Here is a 16,824-nt window from a genome sequence, read left to right as displayed (position 1 = left end):
ATGACTGACTTCAACACTCAGCAAGCTGACAACCTGTCTGAACACGTTTCTAAGAAAGAAGCAGAAATGGCAGAAGTACTGGCGAAAATTGTCCGCGACAAATATCAGTGGGTAGCAGACCGTAAGGTGTCTCAACCGCTAAGCACATTTCAGTCTGATTTGCTGCCATCGGACCGCAGCTTCTACAATGCTCTGAGTGGCGAAAAGACGGCATTCATCACCGAATGTAAGAAGGCATCTCCTTCTAAAGGTTTGATTCGTGATCACTTCGACTTGGATTACATTGCATCGGTTTACAACAACCATGCTGATGCGATTTCAGTCCTAACAGACGAGAAGTACTTCCAAGGTAACTTTGACTTTCTTCCTCAAGTGCGTGGTCAAGTCAAACAACCAGTTATTTGTAAAGACTTCATGATAGACACCTACCAAGTTTACCTAGCACGTCATTACAGTGCTGATGCTGTGCTATTGATGCTTTCTGTCCTGAATGACGAAGAGTACAAAGCGCTAGAGGAGGCAGCACACAGCCTGAACATGGGTATCTTGACCGAAGTCAGCAACGAAGAAGAGCTTCATCGTGCCGTTAAGCTTGGCGCACGCGTTATCGGCATCAATAACCGTAACCTTCGCGACCTAAGTACTGATTTGAATCGTACTAAAGAACTGGCACCGACAATTCGCGAACTGGCTCCTAACGCAACAGTAATCTCAGAATCTGGCATTTATACACATAAACAAGTTCGTGATTTAGCGGAATACGCAGACGGCTTCTTGATTGGTAGTTCACTGATGGCGGAAGACAACCTAGAACTTGCTGTACGTAAAGTGACGTTAGGCGAAAACAAAGTGTGTGGCTTAACGCATCCAGATGACGCAGCAAAAGCATATCAAGCTGGCGCGGTATTTGGTGGCCTGATTTTTGTCGAGAAGTCGAAGCGTGCGGTTGACCTTGAAGGTGCTCGCTTAACCATGAGCGGTGCTCCACTGAACTATGTAGGCGTTTTCCAAAATCACGATATCGATTTTGTTGCTTCTGTCGTCACCTCTTTGGGTTTAAAAGCGGTGCAACTGCACGGTCAAGAAGACCAAGCTTACGTAAACCAACTCAAAGCCGAACTGCCAGCAACGGTAGAAATTTGGAAAGCTTACGGCGTGACTGATGCCAAGCCAGAACTGCTAGCAGACAACATTGATCGCCATTTATTAGATGCGCAAGTTGGCACTCAAACTGGCGGAACTGGTCAAGTGTTCGACTGGTCACTGATCGGCGACCCAAGTCAAATTATGCTAGCGGGCGGACTGTCGCCAGAAAATGCTCAACAAGCAGCGACACTAGGTTGCTTGGGATTAGATTTAAACTCTGGTGTAGAAAGCGCACCAGGCAAAAAAGATTCACAGAAGTTGCTCGCGGCATTCACCGCTATTCGCAGCTACTAAAGCTGGATATCAGCTAAAAAATTTAAAGCTATTCGTAGCGAAAAATACGAGAAGGAATATAACGATGGCAAAACTGAATGCCTACTTTGGCGAATACGGCGGTCAGTACGTTCCGCAAATTCTAGTTCCAGCACTGGAGCAACTAGAGCAAGCGTTTATCGACGCGCAAGAAGATCCAGAATTCCGCAGCGAATTCATGACGCTTCTTCAAGAGTATGCGGGCCGCCCAACGGCTTTAACTCTAACTCGTAACCTAACCAAAGGTACGAAAACCAAACTGTACCTAAAACGTGAAGACCTACTTCACGGTGGTGCCCACAAGACTAACCAAGTGTTGGGTCAAGCGCTACTTGCGAAACGCATGGGCAAAAACGAAATCATCGCTGAAACTGGCGCAGGTCAACACGGTGTTGCAACCGCACTAGCATGTGCACTGCTTGGCCTTAAGTGTCGCGTGTACATGGGTGCAAAAGACGTTGAGCGTCAAAGCCCGAACGTATTCCGTATGAAGCTAATGGGCGCAGAAGTTATTCCTGTCCACTCGGGCTCTGCGACACTTAAAGATGCATGTAACGAAGCGCTACGCGACTGGTCTGCAACTTATGAAGACGCGCACTACCTACTAGGTACAGCGGCAGGCCCTCACCCATTCCCAACGATCGTGCGTGACTTCCAACGCATGATTGGTGAAGAAACGAAGAATCAGATTTTGGCACGTGAAGGTCGTCTTCCTGATGCGGTTATCGCATGTGTGGGCGGTGGTTCAAACGCGATTGGTATGTTTGCTGACTTCATCGAAGAAGAAAGCGTTCGCCTAATTGGTGTTGAGCCAGCAGGTAAAGGTATCGATACTGACCAGCACGGTGCACCACTTAAACATGGTAAAACGGGTATTTTCTTTGGTATGAAAGCGCCATTGATGCAAGATCCAAACGGTCAGGTTGAAGAGTCATACTCTGTCTCTGCTGGTCTTGATTTCCCTTCAGTTGGTCCACAGCACGCACACCTAAACGCAATTGGCCGTGCTGAATACGACAACGTGACAGACGATGAAGCGCTAGAAGCATTCCAAGAGATTGCACGCCATGAAGGCATCATCCCTGCACTTGAATCTTCTCACGCCGTGGCACACGCACTGCGTATGGCACGTGAGAATCCAGAAAAAGAGCAATTGCTGGTTGTTAACCTATCTGGTCGTGGTGATAAAGATATCTTCACTGTACATGCCATCCTAGAAGAAAAAGGAGCGATCTAATGAGCCGTTATGAGAAGATGTTTGCGCGCCTAAACGAAAAGAACCAAGGCGCATTTGTACCGTTCGTAACGGTTTGCGATCCAAACGCAGAGCAGTCTTACAAAATCATGGAAACACTGGTTGAGTCTGGCGCAGATGCCCTTGAACTTGGTATTCCATTCTCAGATCCGCTTGCCGATGGCCCAACCATCCAAGGCGCTAACATTCGCGCGTTAGATTCAGGTGCAACACCAGATATCTGCTTCGAGCAAATCGGTAAGATCCGAGCTAAATACCCAGAGTTGCCTATTGGTCTTCTGATGTACGCGAACCTTGTTTACTCTCGTGGTATCGAGAACTTCTATGAGCGTTGTGCAAAAGCAGGCATCGATTCTGTTTTGATTGCAGACGTACCAACTAATGAAAGTGCTGAATTTGTTGCTGCTGCAGAGAAGTTTGGTATTCACCCAATATTCATCGCACCACCAACGGCAAGTGATGAAACACTGAAGCAAGTATCAGAGTTAGGTGGCGGCTACACTTACCTACTATCTCGTGCTGGCGTTACTGGCGCAGAAACCAAAGCAAACATGCCTGTAGGTCATATGCTGGATAGACTGAACCAATTTGATGCGCCACCAGCACTACTTGGTTTTGGCATCTCAGAGCCTGCACAGGTGAAACAAGCACTAGAATCTGGCGCCGCTGGTGCAATTTCTGGTTCAGCCGTGGTCAAAATCATTGAAGCGAACGTTGATCAGCCACAAATTATGCTCGACAAGCTAGGTGAATTCGTTTCTGCAATGAAAGCCGCCACTCAAAAATAATTTCAGTTTGATATGACACAACAACGCCCGCTTAACATTATGTTTAGTGGGCGTTTTCTTACTATCGCGTTTATGCCACGTCATTTTTTGTTCAACGCCCGCACTTTCCAAATCTATCTCAAGCAGAGCACTCAAAGAGTGTTAAGCTTGGGTAACTTAACTAACTCAATAAAGCAATGTGCAGTAAGGTTGCTACATGGAAGAAGTCAAAACACTGCTAGCCAAATGTCCTGTACTATCAGGGCTGCCAGATAAAGGGCTTAGTGAAGCAGCGCAAATGACTAAGGTTCGCTGCTTCGACGAAAAAGCACTGATTTGCAATAAAGGTGCGCTTCAATCTTCTCTTATGGTCATAGCTCAAGGTGCAGTGAGAGTGAACTCAATTAGTTCAAAAGGCAAAGAAGTCACACTGATGATTTTCGAAGCTGGTGGCTGGTTTGGAGACAATGTTTTTTCTCCCGGCATGCCTCGTATTTTTGGTGCGACCGCGCATTCGGACGTGACTGTAATGGAGCTTCCTGGAGATAAATTTCGCCAATTACTCGCCAAATACCCTCAAAGTTACCCCACTATACTCGACTTACTTAGCCGCCGCTTGTGGTCTGCTATTTCTGTTATCGAAGATGACGCGATTAGAGGAATTGAAGAACGAGTCGCCAAAAGGTTGCTGCTACTTGCTGAATACCAACTTAATCAAGCGATCGATACTCGACCATGCGTTGTCAGGGTAACAAGAGAACATATCGCTAACATGATGGGGCTAACTCGTCAGAGCGTACACAAGATACTAAAACGATTAGAAAGTATTGGGATGCTAGAGCTAAACTATGGCTCAGTAACCATTACCAATCCGAAACGCTTAGAAGAATACTTTAAAGAACTCGAGCAATAGATCCATTCAACAAACGGTAAGTATTGTCTAACGATAGCTAAAAACCTTATGCATCTAATTGGTCAAGAGCACAACACCATTTGCACTTAGGCAAGTGGCGCTGTGACACAAAAACCATTGAATTGACTAAGCTATATTCAATTCAGATTTCAACTCACGTTTCAAAATCTTTCCTGTCGCACTCATCGGGAGGTGTTCACGAATTTCGACATAACGAGGATATTTAAACGAGGCTAATTGCTCTTTACCCCACTTTTGTAATGAATCGGCGTCAATGTATTCTTTTGGTTTAAGTACAACGTAGGCTTTTATCTCTTCGCCATACTCTTCATTTGGAATCCCTATCACCGCGACCAGTGAAACGGCAGGATGAGTCATGAAAACTTCTTCAATTTCTCTGGGATAAACATTAAATCCACCTCGAATGATCAGATCTTTCATTCTATCGACAATAAATAAATTACCTGAACTGTCAAAGCGGCCCACATCACCAGTATGGAACCAACCATTTTGTAGCGCAGATTCAGTAACTTCTGGGCGATCAAGATATCCCTTCATAACATTATGACCACGCACAACAATCTCACCTTCTTCGCCTATCGGTAGTGCATTGCCTTCAATGTCGATAACTCTTACTTCGACGCCTTGAACCGGTTGACCTACCGAGCCTGGTATACGCTCCTGATCCAAATGATTAAAACATGCAATAGGACTTGTCTCCGACAAGCCGTACCCTTCTAAGATCGGCACATTAAATGTTTCTTCAAAGGTTCGAAAGATTTCGGTTGGTAATGGCGCACCACCGCTTACTGCAACACGCAATGACGAGGTATCAAATTGATGCTGCACATGAAGCAGACCGATGTACATCGTTGGTACACCAGCAAATATCGTCACCCTACGTTTTTCCACCAGCTCAAGAACATGTTTAGGCTCAAACCTAGGCACTAACACCAATGTTGCCCCGCCCAAAACACTAGCATTTAAGTGGACGGTTTGACCAAATGTATGAAATAAAGGCAAAGTTACTAAGTGAATATCATCGGCCTGGCTGCCCATAATGTTTTGTGCCACCAGAGCGTTCATTATGATGTTCTGCTGAGTCAGTTCAGCGCCTTTTGGTAAGCCTGTCGTCCCTGATGTATACAAAATCACACATGTATCATCCGCATTACGCGGTATATAATCCGGCAACGGTTGGACATCGGCTATAAACGCATTGAGAGTTATTACACCATTCCAATAGCTTTCATCTTGAGATTGAGTCAATACGACTATGCCTTCGCATGTATCGACTTGTTCAAAGGCTTTGACACCCTCTTTTGCCATTGGCAGTTCTTTCGTCCCTTCAAAGCAGAAATAAAACTTCGCTTTTGAATCTTCTAAGTGATACTTAATTTCTCGCGCTTTCAAAAGCACATTTAATGGGACTGCAACCGCGCCAGCTTTTTGTATTGCATAATAAACAAACGCGAAAAAAGGAATGTTTGGGCATGAAATCGCAACGCGGTCACCTGGCTTTACGCCTTTATTGATTAAAGACGCTGCGATCTTGCCGGCGATCGCATCAAACTGCGCATAATTTATCTTTTCAGTGCCACATATCAACGCCGTTTTATCTGGTTTACTCGCAGCATTTCTTTGTAACGCAGCAGCAAGATTCATCATAGTCTCTTCACCTCTTACTTGTCTTTCTCGTCTAATCAGCTCAGGAGCATTAACTAAGCAAGTTATCTCTAACACTGGATCGTCAGCATTTGAGTCTCACCAGTCATTACAATTTAACATTATGTTTACAACGCAATTAGAGCCAAGAATGTAAAGCAATTAACATTTCAGAAGGCAAATTAATAAAAGTGTGAGCTTGAAAGAGATGAATTGTTATAAATATCAACCCAAGTCACTAAAAACTCTGACTGCAATAGCAAATACAAAAGCGGTTAAAATTAACAAAAAGAAAACAAATAAAGAAAAATAAACTTGAACAATCCTAAGCGCGACCCTTATAAGAAAAATCAATAGCAAACGTTTGCCATTGAACAAAACTTTATCGTTCGTCAATAAAATATCGATTAATCCATCAATAATACCTTGCTGCATATTGCCAATTGTAAACGATAAGTGTAAAAAGCAAGGCGAGATAATTATCCGTAAATCCATTTATGGTTAGTGGGTAATTTTAGGATTTTACATTTTATTAGCACAGAGGTTATGGAAGTGTTAAAAGAAAAGAGTTTGCTAAACAACATTGGCGTACAAGTCGTAATCGCCATGATCGTGGGCACAGCCGTTGGTGCCATGATGGGTCATGATGCGACGGTGTTCGCTCCTTTAGGTGCTATCTTTATCAACTTAATCAAAATGTTGGTTATTCCTTTGGTCGCTGTAGCCTTGATTTCTGGCGCCGCTGGTCTTGGGAACAGCCAGTCAGCAGGTAAAGTTGGCATCGTCACTCTAGGTTATTTTGGTTTAACATCCGCCCTAGCCGTTGCGCTTGCACTATTTATGGGTGAAGTATTCCAACCAGGCATGGGTATCGACGTCTCTGGCGTTGAAGGCATGTTCTCAGCAGAATACGCTTCAAAAGGTGAACTACCTACTTTCTGGGCAACCATCACTGGTATGATCCCAACCAACGTTTTCCAATCACTAAATGAAGCAAACATCCTACAGATCCTCGTTTTCTGTATGTTCTTTGGTATTGCGATTTCTAAGCAAGCAAAAGAACGTCGTGAACCAATCATCAATGGTGTTAACTGCATCGTTGACGCAATGGTTTGGATGATCAACAAAGTAATGATCATTGCACCTATCGGTGTATTTGGTCTGATGGCAGAAGCCGTCGGTACGTTCGGTTTTGGTGCGCTAATGGTGGTGTTTAAACTGTTCGTTGTTTACGTTGCCGCCATCCTAATCTTCGGTTTCGTTGTTTACCCAGCAATGGTGCATGTTTTCACGAAGACATCTGCGAAGAAATTCCTGTCTTCAATGAAGAAACCGCAAGCAGTTGCGCTTTCAACAGCGTCTTCTATGGCAACACTGCCTGTTACAATGGACACCTGTGAAAAAGAGCTGGGCGTAAAAAATTCAACTGCATCATTTGTTCTGCCTCTAGGCGCAACGATCAACATGTCAGGTAATGCGATTTACTATGGCTTGGTTGCTATCTTCTTTGCTCAACTGTTCAATATCGATCTAGGCATGGGCGCTTACATTGCAATTATCGTAACGTCTACATTGGGTGCGGTTGGTCAAGCGGGTGTTCCTGGCCCTTCTTTCCTAGTGGTTGCCGTGCTTCTTGCCGCTGGCATTCCAATTGAAGGTCTACCGCTGCTATTCGCTCTTGACCGTATTTTCGATATGATTCGTACAGCACTGAACATCACAGGTGATGCTGCATGTGCAGTTATCGTTGATGCGCTAATTGAAGAAGAAACGGCAGAAGCTGAGCTAAAAAAGCAAGAAGCCTAACCCTTTCTTGAATAGACCAAAAACCGCTCATAATGAGCGGTTTTTTTGTCTTTTCTTGCATTACGTAACTATACAAATAGAAACCGATGGCATAAATTTTTCAAAATGATATAAACCATTACAAAATATAACAAAACGTTAGAGCTAGGTTTTATCATGAGTCTTGAGCAATCTTTGGAATATCTCACCAAAATAAATTTGCCGATCGAATCAAAGCAGCAGGCCCTGGTTGACTCAGTTATTCTTACCCTAACGAAACAAAAACGAGATGCTCTTTTTCAACAGGTTGCTCTGTATCGAATAAAACTGCTTAAATCTCTCTTTCCTAAACACGCATCAAAAAGTCTTTCTGCACTATTTGAGTTAATGGATTATCGAGATTTAGTGCAACAGTATCCGACAGGTTTCTCCAAAGAGATTCGTTTACTTGAACAACTTGCCGCAGATTGTTACCCGCATTGGATGGTTTTCTGGTGTCAATGCGAGATCGAAGCAATCAAGCAAAAATATCCTTCAAACGAAGCTGCGATTCCTACTCCGCTTCCGTTTGACGACCACAGCTATACTAGCGTGTTAATTGAAGATATCGCAGATTGCGATCTTGAGGTAATGCTGCCAAATCATGCAGCGTTAATGCCGATTTCCGAAGCGATCACACTGAGTAATCTTGAGCTTTTCGTCCAAACTGAACAATGGTTTGAAATCTTGCCTCTTTTATCACTCTCGCAAAAAGGGCAGCACTTTGCCCTCTTGCTCAAATCGTCATCTTCACCAATCATGGTCTCCTCCGCTTTAGTGCAAAGCTGGCATCAACGAAATAACTGGCTCAGTTACTCACCACAGTTTAGTAACGAACAATGGCAGTTTTGCTTTCCTAATCATGGGTACAGTGTTCTCAATCAACTGGGTATTTTGGAGTGTCGTGCTCTAACTCATGAGCACACTCTTATTGAGTTTGATGCTCAGTTTCAATCTCGTGTAAAGAACAGTGAAGCGGTTTGCGAAGTACTGCGTCTTACGGTGGGAGGCAACATTCAACAAAAGCTGTATTTTTTGTATCTGGCGCAAAAAACTATGATGAGCGAGCTCTATAAAGCAGGCTATAAGCTCGGCTTTACCATTATTGAGCAAGTATTTATGTTAAATTTCTATCAATCTATTGATTTAAGTGCCTACTTTCACTCAGGATACCGCGACATTAACGGTGACGGAACCAAGACATACCGCGGTTTCTGGAATTTAGGTATGATGGTTGAAGCATTTCAAGACATACAATTTCGCGACTACAAACATTGCGTACGAACAAAAAGAATGGATAAAAAGGTGAATGAGCATGCTTGATGTTCATTTGCACGGTCTCTTTTACCCAAAAGCAATGGCATTGTACGCGACTGTACTAATAGTATTCGCTTGGCTACTGTATTACTGCTATCGCCTAAAACAGAAGAGTGAATCAATCTTAGGCTCGCATCACGCGCCTTACATCGCTTATTCCAGCTGTATCATTGTTTGGATAAGCAGCAACGCCTATTTCCATACCGATTTATTGCCAGAATTAGGCTCTGTTGGTGGCATTTTTATGGCTAAGTTAGCGAACTTAGCGTCTTTTTTCGCCTTTGCGTTTGCATTCTATTTTTCTTGCCAGTTAACCGCAGATGTTAAAAAAACAGCGGTCAAAGTCTGGCAAAAAGTCGTCTTTGTCGCACTAGCAACGTATTCACTGTACATCAACTTAGTGCCGAATCTTACTGTCGAAAATGTCACCATTAGTGGTCCAAGCCAGTTCGTCATTGAATTTGGCCCACATACCTCATATTTTTTCATTAGTTTGCTAGCTTTCGTGGTACTAACGCTGCTTAACTTGATTGCCATGCGCGCTAACAGCAGTAAGCTCACGCTAGCAAAAAGCAACTATATGATCGCTGGCATTTTGGTATTCATGTTATCTACGGCAGTGATACACCTTGGAATGACGTATTTCCTTGGCGACTTCTCCCTAACTTGGTTACCACCAGCACTTTCAATCAGCGAAATGTTGTTTGTGGGCTATGCCCTACTTACCTCTCGCTTCTACAGCGCTAAATATCTCACGTACTTAACGGTAAGCGCGCTCTTAGTCTGCGCCATTTTTGTTCTGCCGCTAGGGGCGATATTTATTCCTATCTCTGAAGATAACCAATGGCTTGTTGCGGTACCTTTATGCGCGCTTATCGGTATCACTTGGCACTTGCTTTTTAAGCGAGTCAGTCGTTTCGCTTCGTATTTTATTTATGGGAAACGACACACTCCCGTTCAGCAAATCCTTGGGTTAGAGGAAGAGTTTAAACGCTCAATAGATGATGCTATGCGTCAGTTGGCATCGTTACTTAACATACCAAACAACAAGCTACAGCTAGTCACTAGCAATTACACAGAAACGTTTTACGAAGAGTACCTGCCGTCAAGCAAGTCAGTTCTCGTGCTAGATGAGTTGTCTGAAGAAATTGATTATGCCTCCTCTTCTAAAGGGTCGATGAGAAAGCTCTACGAGCGCATGCGCTCAAGCAATACTGCGCTCGTTATGCCTCTCTTCGGTCGTGGAAAGTCTGTTACTCACTTACTAATTTCTTCACATAAAATAGATAATAAGCTGTTTTCTAATGAAGAAATCTCAGCTCTGCAAACGTTATTAGTTCGCATCCAGAGCACCATTGAAGCCGATAGAAAGGTACGCCAAAGCCGTGCGCTGGCTAACTCCATTGCACATGAAATGCGTAACCCTCTCGCTCAAGTACAATTACAATTTGAAGCTTTAAAACAGCATATAGAGTCAAACGCCTCACTGGATACGCTAAAAAGAGAAATTGATAAAGGTGAAGCCGCTATACAACGCGGTAGACAACTTATCGATATTATTTTACGAGAAGTTAGCGACAGTTCACCAGAGCATGAGCCTTTAGCTCTCACTTCCATACATAAAGCCATCGACCAAGCAGTAAGCCGTTATGGTTTTGAAAACGATCAAATAATAGAGAGAATTAACCTGCCACAGGCACACGATTTTGTCGCGAAGTTAAATGAGACCCTGTTTAACTTTGTCATTTTCAATTTGATTCGTAACGCTATCTACTATTTTGATTCTTATCCCGACAGTCAAATTGAGATTCGTACCCAGACGGGGGCTTACGAAAACATTCTGATCTTCCGAGATAGTGGGCCAGGTATAGATAGCAGTATCTTACACAAGATATTTGATGACTTTTTCTCGTATCAAAAAAGCGGAGGCAGTGGCTTAGGTTTGGGCTATTGCCAACGTGTTATGCGCTCCTTCGGAGGACGAATAGAGTGCCAGTCTGAATTGAACGAGTTCACAGAATTCTACTTGTATTTCCCAGTCGTACCAAACGCACCAAAACCAGAGACATTAAGAGCACCGGACTTTGATAGCTGGAAAGCAACTGCATCACATTCTGAAAATCATTCAGCTCAACACGTACAAGTATGTAAAGATGCACCAACAGTGCTCATTGTTGATGACAAAGAGGTGCAACGCACCTTGGTACAGATGTATTTAAAAAGATTGGGAGTCAACAGCTTACAAGCAAATAATGGAGCCTCTGCGGTAGAACTATTCCACTCTCACAAGATTGATCTCGTTCTTATGGATGTCCAAATGCCGGTAATGAATGGATTTGACGCAAGCCAACGGATTAAGCAAATCACATCCTCCGTTCCAATCATTGCCTTATCTGGTGAGTCTGGAGCTAGAGAGTTGGAGCTAATTTCGAAACTCATGGATGACAGACTCGAAAAGCCCACCACGTTAAATGCACTTCAAGTCGTCATCCAAAGATGGTTACAGAACGAGAATTTTGCACCTTCCAACACTTTTTAATCTGCAAATATAGAATTGGCACTAGATGTGCATTAGTGGAGTAAATCGAATTATCCAGAAGGTCAAGCAGGCTGCAAAAGAGTAGCGTATGAGCTTGATAAGGAGATCGCCATGTTACTTCATCGACATACATACTACGGCTTGATTCATCATGGAATCAAAACACTGTTACTTGATCGCTTAGGCCACTATACAGAAGAAGAGTATCATCAATATCTGAGCCTGATGACTGGTAAATCCACTTGCTTCACGATGTCTCTCGAAGAGCTAGAAGCAACGGTCGATAACTTACTGCGGGAAGGCTATTTAGAAGATGTAAAAACGCTTATTTCCCAATATCAACGTGTGGCTTAAGGTTTAAAACTCTCAACTTTATTGCCGCTTCACGCGGCAATTTTTATTCCTTCCATTTGCTGTTTAGACATGGAAGAAGCTTGCGGGCTGTACGATATACTAAGCGTTACTATTCTTACCTTAACTTCCTCAGTATTCACATCTTGTCAGATTCCGTTAGACTGTCTTCAATTCAACAATTAGGTAGATTTTGCCATCATGAAGCAGATCCTAGACTTTATACCACTCATCATTTTCTTCGCTTTATACAAGCTGTACGACATCTACGTGGCGACAGGTGCACTGATCGTAGCAACAGCCATTCAACTTGTCGTCACCTACGCGCTGTATAAGAAAGTCGAAAAGATGCAGCTAATAACATTTGTTATCGTCACTATCTTCGGCGGCATGACCCTTTTCTTCCACGACGACAATTTTATAAAGTGGAAAGTCACCATCATTTACGCGATTCTGGCGATTGGCTTAGCAGTGAGCCACGCATTGGGAAAATCAGCTATCAAAGGAATGCTAGGCAAGGAAATTACGTTACCTGACGCTGTTTGGGCAAAGATTAACTGGGCTTGGGTTGGCTTCTTCTCATTCTTCGCTGGCTTAAACATTTATATTGCTTACGAATTGCCGTTGGATGTTTGGGTTAACTTCAAAGTATTTGGAATGTTGATCGCGACATTTGCCTACATGATTGCGACTGGCTTTTACATTTATAAACACATGCCAAAAGAACAAAAAAATAACTCATCCGATGTGTCCACTGATGATTAAAAACTCAGTTTTGCTATAATCCGCGACTTCACAGCGACCTTAGGGTCGCTGTTTTGCTCCATGTATCAGTAAACCGCTCAAACAACGTACCGTTTTCAGACCATTCTTGCTGCTGTAAACCAACTTTCTCTGGTCCGGTATCTGCGGTTTTTTAAGGACCTTTGGTTCTAGGTATTTACTATGTTGGCGCTTAGTTTGAGCGCCTTTAAGATTTAGGATGTCACAATGAGTCAAGAAATTAGCTCTCCGAAAGGTCAAATGCTGCTTCGTACCCTTGCAATGCCTGCAGATACAAACGCCAATGGCGATATTTTTGGCGGTTGGATAATGTCTCAGCTCGACTTAGCGGGCGCGATTCTGGCAAAAGAGATCTCTTGTGGTCGCGTTGTCACCGTTTCGGTATCAAGCATTACGTTCAAAAAACCTGTTGGTGTGGGCGATGTCGTATGCTGCTACGGCGAATGCACTAAGATCGGCCGCACATCCATGAGTGTCGATTTGGAAGTATGGGTCAAACCCGTCAAAGCTCACGGTGTTGGCGAACGCTTCATGGTTTGTGATGCGACCTTCAACTACGTAGCCATTGACAGTGAAGGTAAACCACGTCCGGTTCAGAATTAGTCAACCTACAACGCTAACAGTTAGAAAGGATCTCACATTTTCTGTTGTTCACTTGTGAGAGACACAAAAAAGGCGTTAAATTAACACTTTACCCTACCAATTAAGGAACTATGCTATGTGGTATGTCATCTTTTCACAGGACGTTGAGAACTCGTTGGAAAAACGCATGAGCGTTCGCCCACAACACTTGGATCGCTTACAAAAGCTACAAGACGAAGGTCGCCTTCTTACAGCTGGTCCGATGCCTGCGATAGATTCTGACAATCCTGGAGAAGCTGGATTTACGGGCTCAACTGTCATCGCTGAATTCGCCTCTCTAGAGGATGCTAAAGCGTGGGCAGAAGCCGATCCTTATGTAGCGGCTGGTGTTTACGATCATGTAATCGTGAAACCGTTCAAAAAAGTGTTTTAATTTATGAAAAAATTACTGTGTCTTTTCTTGGTATTTGGTGCTCTGGCTGGCTGTTCATCAACCGATGATAATCAGCGCCAACTTGAGCTTATGGCATCAAACCGAGCAGGAGTCTTGTCTGCGGGCCTCCCTTTAGAGTACGGTCCACTGCAAATAATGCGTGTCTCATCCAACAAAAATGTTGTAGAGATGATGATGATTTATAACGATGGCGCACTCGGTGCAAAGCCGTTAAATCAAGTACTGAATACCAGTATCTATACCTACTGCAGCAACCCAGAAGTTCGCAAGCAAATTGATATGGGCTTGATGTATCGTATTAAGGTACGTAATTCTCGCGGTCAGTTGATGGCAGATGAGTTGGTTTCCGCACAGACTTGTACTCAGGTGAAGTAGCTACAGTAATTTTTGTTGCTTTCGGCATGAGACGATGATTCGCTATTATTGGATAATCTGAAAACGAAAGTTAACAATTAAGAATAGAAAAACGGAGACCACAGTCTCCGTTTTTATTTGCTGTAACGATGTGTTACGCCAGCTCAGCACGGAGCTTCTTCGCCGCTGAAACCAGATTTGCCAATGCGGCTTCTGTCTCCTTCCAGTTTCGTGTTTTCAGACCACAATCTGGGTTTACCCACAAACGTTGAGCCGGAATTTTTTCTGCCGCTTTCTTGATTAAACCTTCAATCCATTCTTCCGTAGGAATGTTTGGTGAGTGAATGTCATAAACACCAGGGCCAATTTCGTTCGGGTAATTGAACTCTTCAAATGCTTTCAGCAACTCCATATTCGAGCGAGATGTTTCAATGGTAATGACGTCCGCATCGAGTGCCGCAACCGAATCAATGATTTCATTGAACTCGCTGTAACACATATGAGTGTGAATCTGAGTTTCTGGTTTTGCACTTGCCGCAGAGACCTTAAACGCATTTACGGCCCATTCTAAGTACGCTTTGTGATCGCGTTTTTTTAGTGGTAAACCTTCTCGAATGGCTGGCTCATCAATTTGAATGATATTGATGCCTGCATCTTGCAGGTCAGACACCTCATCACGCAGTGCCAAAGCAAGTTGCTGCGCAATTTCTTGACGTGTGATGTCTTCACGTGGGAACGTCCAACATAAAATCGTTACTGGTCCAGTCAACATGCCTTTCATCTGTTTGCGGGTTAGCGACTGGGCGTACGTCGACCATTCAACCGTGATCGGTTTTTCACGTTCAATGTCAGCAACTACAATGGCAGGTTTCACACAGCGAGAGCCATAACTCTGTACCCAACCAAATTTGGTCGTTTGAAAACCCGCCAAGTTCTCAGCGAAGTATTCCACCATGTCGTTACGCTCTGCTTCACCGTGAACAAGCACATCTAGGTCGAGCGCCTCTTGACGTTTCACTGCGTCAGCAATATGTCCTTTAAGTGCTTGGATATATTCAGACTCAGATAATTGACCTGTACGATAAGCGCTGCGCTGCACCCGGATTTCACCCGTTTGAGGAAAAGAGCCGATTGTCGTTGTTGGCAACAAAGGCAAGCCCAATACTTCAGCTTGATGCGCAGCACGCTCTGCATAAGGTGCGCTGCGCTCGGCAAGTGACGCGGTAATGTTGTTTAAACGCGCTTGTACTTGAGGTTTATTCACATGTGTTGCTGTCTTGCGCGCTTTGATTGGCTGGCTATAGGTATCACAAGCGCGAATCGCATTTTGATCACCATCGAGCGCTCGGCCAAGCAAGGCGACTTCTGCCACTTTTTGTTTTGCAAAGGCAAACCAACTTTTTACTTCTTCGCTCAGTTCTGTTTCCAGTGCTAAATCAACAGGGCTATGTAGCAGAGAACATGAACTGGCAACCCAAAGTTTGTCGCCCAGTTTCTCTTTGACTGGCTGTAGACGCTCGAGTTGGGTACTTAAATCTGAACGCCACACATTACGACCATTCACAACACCAGCAGAAAGCACCCAATCTTCCGGTAACTTGGTAACTACATCGTCAAGCTGCTTAGGGACGGTAGATAAATCGATATGCAAACCATCCACCGGTAACTCTACAATTTTGTCTAGCGTATCGCTTACGGAGTCAAAGTACGTCGTTAGCAGCACTTTTACATCGCTTCGAATCACTTGGTAGGCCAGCTTAAACGAATCAGCCCATTTGCTTTCTAGCTCCAGTGACAAAATTGGCTCATCAATCTGAACCCACTCAACACCTTGACTTGCTAGCTTTGCCAAAATAGCGTGGTAGCAGGGTTAAGCGGTCAAACCCTTCTTCGACCTCTTTGCCCAAGTAAAGGTAACTGACTGGGCCAAGCAAAACAGGCTTCACTTGGTGGCCAGCTTGAAGCGCTTCATTGACTTCTTCAAACAGTTGGGGCCAGCTCACTTCAAACGTATCGTCCTTACTGAATTCAGGGACGATGTAATGGTAGTTTGTGTTGAACCATTTGGTCATATCCGATGCCGCAGCGCCCGCACAGCTGCAACCCGCCTGAGATTGACCGCGACCCACTTTAAACAACGTATCCAGGTTAGGGAAACCACCAGCGTGACGCTTTGGCACATGACCCAATAGCAACGTGGTCGTCAGTACATGATCGTACCAAGCGAAGTCGCCAGCTGTGGCAAAACTCAGACCAGCATCCGTTTGTGTTTGCCAGTTTTTGGCGCGTAGATCTGCCCCAACCTTTTTAAGCTCAGCTTGATCAATTTCTCCTCGCCAGTATTTCTCCTGAGCGAATTTTAATTCTCTTTTTTCACCAATGCGTGGATAACCTAGTATGTGAGTCGTTGTCGCCATGTCCCTATTCCTTTCTCAATTTTGTTCAATTTGTTTGGATCAGAGCATCTTTCGGTAAAGAATGAGATGTCTGGATGGCTAAACTATCGCTCTCATCTGATATTAGAACAACGTCCATTTATTCAACTTGTTTATTAAAAAAATT

13 protein-coding genes and 1 pseudogene are annotated in these 16,824 nt (G+C 44.0%); 12 read left to right on the top strand and 2 right to left on the bottom strand.

What is annotated here, in order from left to right; genetic code table 11:
- The 4 genes from trpCF (at nucleotide 1) to R7040_RS19460 (ending at nucleotide 4,393) form a co-directional block, all read left to right on the top strand.
- Nucleotides 1-1,440, top strand: a complete 1,440-nt coding sequence (gene trpCF, locus R7040_RS19475) for a bifunctional indole-3-glycerol-phosphate synthase TrpC/phosphoribosylanthranilate isomerase TrpF (protein WP_213967814.1) — start codon at nucleotides 1-3, stop codon at nucleotides 1,438-1,440.
- A 64-nt stretch (nucleotides 1,441-1,504) separates the two neighbouring features.
- Nucleotides 1,505-2,695 (top strand): tryptophan synthase subunit beta, encoded by a 1,191-nt coding sequence (gene trpB, locus R7040_RS19470; RefSeq protein WP_005376781.1) that lies wholly within the window; start codon nucleotides 1,505-1,507, stop codon nucleotides 2,693-2,695.
- Nucleotides 2,695-3,501, top strand: a complete 807-nt coding sequence (trpA, locus tag R7040_RS19465; protein ID WP_047009991.1) for a tryptophan synthase subunit alpha — start codon at nucleotides 2,695-2,697, stop codon at nucleotides 3,499-3,501. Before trpB ends, trpA begins: the two co-directional genes overlap by 1 nt.
- Before the next feature lie 196 nt (nucleotides 3,502-3,697).
- A complete protein-coding gene (locus tag R7040_RS19460; RefSeq protein ID WP_005376777.1) occupies nucleotides 3,698-4,393 on the top strand; it encodes a Crp/Fnr family transcriptional regulator in 696 nt (231 codons plus the stop codon).
- 126 nt (nucleotides 4,394-4,519) lie between these two features.
- Here the strand turns inward: R7040_RS19460 and R7040_RS19455 are convergent, their stop codons facing one another.
- Nucleotides 4,520-6,061: a long-chain-fatty-acid--CoA ligase gene (locus tag R7040_RS19455; RefSeq protein ID WP_170890392.1), complete on the bottom strand. Its 1,542-nt coding sequence runs from the start codon at nucleotides 6,059-6,061 to the stop codon at nucleotides 4,520-4,522.
- Between the two features lie 543 nt (nucleotides 6,062-6,604).
- Between R7040_RS19455 and R7040_RS19450 the strand changes: the two genes are divergently transcribed.
- From R7040_RS19450 to R7040_RS19415, 8 genes are all read left to right on the top strand, one after another.
- Complete coding sequence (locus tag R7040_RS19450) at nucleotides 6,605-7,864, top strand: dicarboxylate/amino acid:cation symporter (RefSeq protein WP_005376774.1); 1,260 nt, start codon at nucleotides 6,605-6,607, stop codon at nucleotides 7,862-7,864.
- Nucleotides 7,865-8,020: 156 nt separating this feature from the next.
- Complete coding sequence (locus R7040_RS19445; RefSeq protein WP_054730548.1) at nucleotides 8,021-9,205, top strand: acyl-homoserine-lactone synthase; 1,185 nt, start codon at nucleotides 8,021-8,023, stop codon at nucleotides 9,203-9,205.
- Nucleotides 9,198-11,738, top strand: coding sequence for a hybrid sensor histidine kinase/response regulator (locus R7040_RS19440; protein WP_170897279.1), 2,541 nt, complete (start codon nucleotides 9,198-9,200; stop codon nucleotides 11,736-11,738). Before R7040_RS19445 ends, R7040_RS19440 begins: the two co-directional genes overlap by 8 nt.
- A gap of 111 nt (nucleotides 11,739-11,849) precedes the next feature.
- Nucleotides 11,850-12,092, top strand: a complete 243-nt coding sequence (locus R7040_RS19435) for a hypothetical protein (RefSeq protein WP_005376770.1) — start codon at nucleotides 11,850-11,852, stop codon at nucleotides 12,090-12,092.
- 198 nt (nucleotides 12,093-12,290) lie between these two features.
- Nucleotides 12,291-12,854 (top strand): septation protein A, encoded by a 564-nt coding sequence (locus tag R7040_RS19430; protein ID WP_033905687.1) that lies wholly within the window; start codon nucleotides 12,291-12,293, stop codon nucleotides 12,852-12,854.
- Between the two features lie 225 nt (nucleotides 12,855-13,079).
- On the top strand, nucleotides 13,080-13,475 hold the full coding sequence (gene yciA, locus R7040_RS19425; RefSeq protein WP_005376768.1) for an acyl-CoA thioester hydrolase YciA: 396 nt from the start codon (nucleotides 13,080-13,082) through the stop codon (nucleotides 13,473-13,475).
- Nucleotides 13,476-13,590: 115 nt separating this feature from the next.
- Entirely contained in the window at nucleotides 13,591-13,887 is a 297-nt protein-coding gene (locus R7040_RS19420; RefSeq protein WP_005386727.1) for a YciI family protein, read from the top strand.
- Nucleotides 13,888-13,890: 3 nt separating this feature from the next.
- Nucleotides 13,891-14,283, top strand: coding sequence for a GspS/AspS pilotin family protein (locus R7040_RS19415; protein WP_005386726.1), 393 nt, complete (start codon nucleotides 13,891-13,893; stop codon nucleotides 14,281-14,283).
- 133 nt (nucleotides 14,284-14,416) lie between these two features.
- Here the strand turns inward: R7040_RS19415 and metE are convergent.
- Nucleotides 14,417-16,679 (bottom strand): annotated as a pseudogene (gene metE, locus R7040_RS19410) (5-methyltetrahydropteroyltriglutamate--homocysteine S-methyltransferase).
- Between the last annotated feature and the right edge of the window lie 145 nt (nucleotides 16,680-16,824).

Source organism: Vibrio sp. 1069, from assembly GCF_033340555.1.
The sequence above is the reverse complement of the archived record's forward strand: the minus strand, read 5'-3'. Positions and strand labels throughout refer to the sequence as shown.

Coding starts and splice junctions, on each gene's coding strand:
- trpCF (WP_213967814.1), top strand. CDS start 1: ATGACTGACTTCAACACTCAGCAAGCTGACAACCTGTCTGAACACGTT.
- trpA (WP_047009991.1), top strand. CDS start 2,695: ATGAGCCGTTATGAGAAGATGTTTGCGCGCCTAAACGAAAAGAACCAA.
- R7040_RS19460 (WP_005376777.1), top strand. CDS start 3,698: ATGGAAGAAGTCAAAACACTGCTAGCCAAATGTCCTGTACTATCAGGG.
- R7040_RS19445 (WP_054730548.1), top strand. CDS start 8,021: ATGAGTCTTGAGCAATCTTTGGAATATCTCACCAAAATAAATTTGCCG.
- R7040_RS19455 (WP_170890392.1), bottom strand. CDS start 6,061: ATGATGAATCTTGCTGCTGCGTTACAAAGAAATGCTGCGAGTAAACCA.
- R7040_RS19415 (WP_005386726.1), top strand. CDS start 13,891: ATGAAAAAATTACTGTGTCTTTTCTTGGTATTTGGTGCTCTGGCTGGC.
- R7040_RS19420 (WP_005386727.1), top strand. CDS start 13,591: ATGTGGTATGTCATCTTTTCACAGGACGTTGAGAACTCGTTGGAAAAA.
- trpB (WP_005376781.1), top strand. CDS start 1,505: ATGGCAAAACTGAATGCCTACTTTGGCGAATACGGCGGTCAGTACGTT.
- R7040_RS19435 (WP_005376770.1), top strand. CDS start 11,850: ATGTTACTTCATCGACATACATACTACGGCTTGATTCATCATGGAATC.
- yciA (WP_005376768.1), top strand. CDS start 13,080: ATGAGTCAAGAAATTAGCTCTCCGAAAGGTCAAATGCTGCTTCGTACC.
- R7040_RS19450 (WP_005376774.1), top strand. CDS start 6,605: ATGGAAGTGTTAAAAGAAAAGAGTTTGCTAAACAACATTGGCGTACAA.
- R7040_RS19430 (WP_033905687.1), top strand. CDS start 12,291: ATGAAGCAGATCCTAGACTTTATACCACTCATCATTTTCTTCGCTTTA.
- R7040_RS19440 (WP_170897279.1), top strand. CDS start 9,198: ATGCTTGATGTTCATTTGCACGGTCTCTTTTACCCAAAAGCAATGGCA.